This window comes from 'Santalum album' aster yellows phytoplasma, assembly GCF_018283495.1.
Classification (GTDB): domain Bacteria; phylum Bacillota_I; class Bacilli_A; order Acholeplasmatales; family Acholeplasmataceae; genus Phytoplasma; species Phytoplasma asteris.
In genome coordinates, this window is sequence record NZ_JAGVSK010000016.1 from 1 (window position 1) to 4,976 (window position 4,976).

Here is a 4,976-nt window from a genome sequence, read left to right on the forward strand (position 1 = left end):
TTAATCTTTGAAAACTGAAGATGATAATTAACGAATATTTTTAATTATTTTTTAACACCTTAAAATTGACACCAAAAAGCAATTTTTGGTGCATCAATTTTGTAACATACGAAGAGTTTGATCCTGGCTCAGGATTAACGCTGGCGGCGTGCCTAATACATGCAAGTCGAACGGAAGTTTAAGCAATTAAACTTTAGTGGCGAACGGGTGAGTAACGCGTAAGCAATCTGCCCCTAAGACGAGGATAACAGTTGGAAACGACTGCTAAGACTGGATAGGAGACAAGAAGGCATCTTCTTGTTTTTAAAAGACCTAGCAATAGGTATGCTTAGGGAGGAGCTTGCGTCACATTAGTTAGTTGGTGGGGTAAAGGCCTACCAAGACTATGATGTGTAGCCGGGCTGAGAGGTTGAACGGCCACATTGGGACTGAGACACGGCCCAAACTCCTACGGGAGGCAGCAGTAGGGAATTTTCGGCAATGGAGGAAACTCTGACCGAGCAACGCCGCGTGAACGATGAAGTATTTCGGTACGTAAAGTTCTTTTATTAGGGAAGAATAAATGATGGAAAAATCATTCTGACGGTACCTAATGAATAAGCCCCGGCTAACTATGTGCCAGCAGCCGCGGTAATACATAGGGGGCAAGCGTTATCCGGAATTATTGGGCGTAAAGGGTGCGTAGGCGGTTAAATAAGTTTATGGTCTAAGTGCAATGCTCAACATTGTGATGCTATAAAAACTGTTTAGCTAGAGTAAGATAGAGGCAAGTGGAATTCCATGTGTAGTGGTAAAATGCGTAAATATATGGAGGAACACCAGTAGCGAAGGCGGCTTGCTGGGTCTTTACTGACGCTGAGGCACGAAAGCGTGGGGAGCAAACAGGATTAGATACCCTGGTAGTCCACGCCGTAAACGATGAGTACTAAACGTTGGGTAAAACCAGTGTTGAAGTTAACACATTAAGTACTCCGCCTGAGTAGTACGTACGCAAGTATGAAACTTAAAGGAATTGACGGGACTCCGCACAAGCGGTGGATCATGTTGTTTAATTCGAAGGTACCCGAAAAACCTCACCAGGTCTTGACATGCTTCTGCAAAGCTGTAGAAACACAGTGGAGGTTATCAGTTGCACAGGTGGTGCATGGTTGTCGTCAGCTCGTGTCGTGAGATGTTGGGTTAAGTCCCGCAACGAGCGCAACCCTTATTGTTAGTTACCAGCACGTAATGGTGGGGACTTTAGCAAGACTGCCAGTGATAAATTGGAGGAAGGTGGGGATGACGTCAAATCATCATGCCCCTTATGACCTGGGCTACAAACGTGATACAATGGCTGTTACAAAGGGTAGCTGAAGCGCAAGTTTTTGGCGAATCTCAAAAAAACAGTCTCAGTTCGGATTGAAGTCTGCAACTCGACTTCATGAAGTTGGAATCGCTAGTAATCGCGAATCAGCATGTCGCGGTGAATACGTTCTCGGGGTTTGTACACACCGCCCGTCAAACCACGAAAGTTGGCAATACCCAAAGCCGGTGGCCTAACTTCGCAAGAAGAGGGAACCGTCTAAGGTAGGGTCGATGATTGGGGTTAAGTCGTAACAAGGTATCCCTACCGGAAGGTGGGGATGGATCACCTCCTTTCTAAGGAAACAATTATCATCTTCAGTTTTGAGAGACTTAAGAAAGTTTTTCATTGTAACTTGCTTGCAAATTGTATTTGCAACATTTTAATCTTTTTAAGATTAAGGGCCTATAGCTCAGTTGGTTAGAGCACACGCCTGATAAGCGTGAGGTCGGTGGTTCAAGTCCATTTAGGCCCACCATAACCACAAATAGGCAAAATCTTAAAAAAGCTCTTTGAAAAGTAGATAAACGAAGGTTAAAAAATCAAAGGAACTAAGGGCGCACAGTGGATGCCTTGGCACTAAGAGCCGATGAAGGACGCAATTAACGGCGAAACGCCACGGGAAGCTGTAAATAAGTGAAGATCCGTGGGTCTCCGAATGGGAAAACCCATTACATTGAAGATGTAATATTCTTCTAATACGATTTATCTTGTTAGAAGAAAGGAAACGCGGCGAACTGAAATATCTAAGTAACCGCAGGAAAAGAAAGTAATAACGATTCTGGTAGTAGTGACGAGCGAACCCGGAACAGCCTGATACCATTTCTAGTTACAAAATTTTAACGAAGTAGAAGCTTTTGGAAAGAAGCACCAAAGAAGGTGACAGTCCCGTAAACGTAAGTTAAAATCTAGGGTATCAATAAGTACGGCGAGACACGAGAAATCTTGTCGGAAGATGGGAGGACCATCTCCTAAGGCTAAATATTTCTTAGTGACCGATAGTGAACTAGTACCGTGAGGGAAAGGTGAAAAGAACCCCGAAAGGGGAGTGAAATAGATCCTGAAACTGTGTGCCTACAATTAGTCAAAGCACGTTAATGTGTGATGGCTTGCCTTTTGCAGAATGAACCGGCGAGTTATGATATGGAGCAAGGTTAAGTTTTAAGGAACGGAGCCGTAGCGAAAGCGAGTCTTAATAGGGCGTTTAGTTGCATGTCATAGACCCGAAACTGAAGTGATCTAGCCATGAGCAGGTTGAAGTTTAGGTAAAACTAAATGGAGGACCGAACCAGGACACGTTGAAAAGTGTTTGGATGACTTGTGGCTAGGGGTGAAATTCCAATCGAACTCAGAGATAGCTGGTTCTCCCCGAAATAGCTTTAGGGCTAGCGTTGATTTAGTAATTTGGTGAAGGTAGAGCACTGAATGAGTAAGGGCTCCACCTCGGGGTACCGAACTCAATCAAACTCCGAATGTTACCAAATAAAATCAGCAGTCAGACTGTGGGTGATAAGGTCCATGGTCAAAAGGGAAAGAGCCCAGACCGTCAGCTAAGGTCCCAAAATTGATGTTAAGTGGCAAAGGAAGTGAAGACGTTTAAACAACTAGGAGGTTGGCTTAGAAGCAGCCATCCTTTAAAGAGTGCGTAATAGCTCACTAGTCGAATGACTCTGCGCCGAAAATGTACCGGGGCTAAAACATCATACCGAAGCTACGGATTCAAATAACTAAGAAGTTATTTGAATGGTAGGGGAAGCGTTCTGACATCAGTGAAGCCATAGCGGAAGCAGTGGTGGAGAGGTCAGAAGTGAGAATGCCGGTGTAAGTAACGAAAAGATAGGTGAGAATCCTATCCGTCAAAAACCCAAGGTTTCCAGGGCCAGGTTCGTCCTCCCTGGGTTAGTCGGGTCCTAAGGTGAGGGAGAAATCCGTAATCGATGGCAAGCAGGCTGAGATTCCTGCACTAGTTAATCAACTGACGGAGGGACAAAGCAGGCTAAACACGCCCCTTATTGGATTGGGGTATAAAAACTAAGTCTGAGAAAACAGGCAAATCCGTTTTCTCATTTAAAGACAAGGTTTGAAAGTAAAGTGATTGATGTCATACTTTCAAGAAAAGCTTCTAGGGCTAATTGATTAACTACCCGTACCGCAAACCGACACAGGTGGGTAGGTAGAGTATACTAAGACGCGCGAGCAAACTCTTGTTAAGGAACTCGGCAAAATTACTCCGTAACTTAGGGATAAGGAGAGCTTTTATTAAAACTAAAAGCCGCAGAGAATAGGCCCAAGCGACTGTTTATCAAAAACATAGGTCTCTGCTAAACCGCAAGGTGATGTATAGGGGCTGATGCCTGCCCGGTGCTGGAAGATTAAAAGGAGATGTCAGGCAACGAAGCATTGAATTGAAGTCCCAGTAAACGGCGGCCGTAACTATAACGGTCCTAAGGTAGCGAAATTCCTTGTCGGGTAAGTTCCGACCCGCACGAAAGGCATAACGATTTGGGCGCTGTCTCAACAAGAGCCTCGGTGAAATCAAATTACCGGTGAAAATGCCGGTTACCCGCGACAGGACGAAAAGACCCCATGGAGCTTTACTGCAACTTAATATTGAAATTGGAAATAAGATGTACAGGATAGGTGGGAAACTGTGAGAGAAAAACGCTAGTTTTTCTGGAGTTATCCTTGGGATACCACCCTTGTTATTTTTAGTTTCTAACCTGCACATGTGTAATGTGAGGGACAGTGTTTGGTGGGCAGTTTGACTGGGGCGGTCGCCTCCTAAAGAGTAACGGAGGCGTTCGAAGGTTCCCTCAAAATGGTTGGAAATCATTTGTAGAGCATAAAGGCACAAGGGAGCTTGACTGCAAGACTTACAAGTCGAGCAGGGACGAAAGTCGGACTTAGTGATCTTACGGTACCGAATGGAAGGGCCGTGACTCAACGGATAAAAGCTACCCTGGGGATAACAGGCTTATCGCTTCCAAGCGTTCACAGCGACGAAGCGGCTTGGCACCTCGATGTCGGCTCATCGCATCCTGGAGCTGGAGAAGGTTCCAAGGGTTGGGCTGTTCGCCCATTAAAGCGGAACGCGAGCTGGGTTCAGAACGTCGTGAGACAGTTCGGTCTCTATCCGTCGTGGGCGTTGGAAATTTGAAAGGAACTGTCCCTAGTATGAGAAGACCGGGATGGATATACCGCTGGTGTTTCAGTTGGTTCGCCAGAGCCACAGCTGAGTAGCTATGTATAGAAGGGATAAACACTGAAAGCATCTAAGTGTGAAGCCTCCCTTAAGATGAGATTTCCCTATGAGGTCCCTGAAAGACTATCAGGTTGATAGGCTAGAGGTGTAAGAAGAGTGATCTTTTCAGCTGACTAGTACTAATAGACCCATTGACTTTGATTTTTTAAATACCAACGTTTATCTAGTTTTGAAAGATCCTTGGTGCATAAAACTAAGGGGCAACACCTGTTCCCATCCCGAACACAGCAGTTAAGTCCTTAGTACTGACAATAGTTCTTTATTGAGCGAAGATAGGGAGTGCCAAGGTTTGCTTTATAAAAAAGAATAAAAAAGAGGATTAGCTCAGTTGGGAGAGCGTCTGCCTTACAAGCAGAATGTCGGGGGTTCAAG

1 tRNA gene and 3 rRNA genes are annotated in these 4,976 nt (G+C 45.0%); all 4 read left to right on the top strand.

Annotated features, from left to right (window positions below):
* Positions 1-105 precede the first annotated feature (105 nt).
* Positions 106-1,638 (top strand): 16S ribosomal RNA (locus tag KE631_RS02470).
* Positions 1,639-1,743: 105 nt separating this feature from the next.
* Positions 1,744-1,820: transfer RNA gene (locus KE631_RS02475), tRNA-Ile, on the top strand.
* Positions 1,821-1,883: 63 nt separating this feature from the next.
* Positions 1,884-4,748, top strand: a 23S ribosomal RNA gene (locus KE631_RS02480).
* 35 nt (positions 4,749-4,783) lie between these two features.
* Positions 4,784-4,892: ribosomal RNA gene (gene rrf, locus KE631_RS02485) — 5S ribosomal RNA — on the top strand.
* Together the 16S, 23S and 5S rRNA genes with 1 tRNA gene alongside form the textbook arrangement of a ribosomal RNA operon.
* Positions 4,893-4,976: the final 84 nt, after the last annotated feature.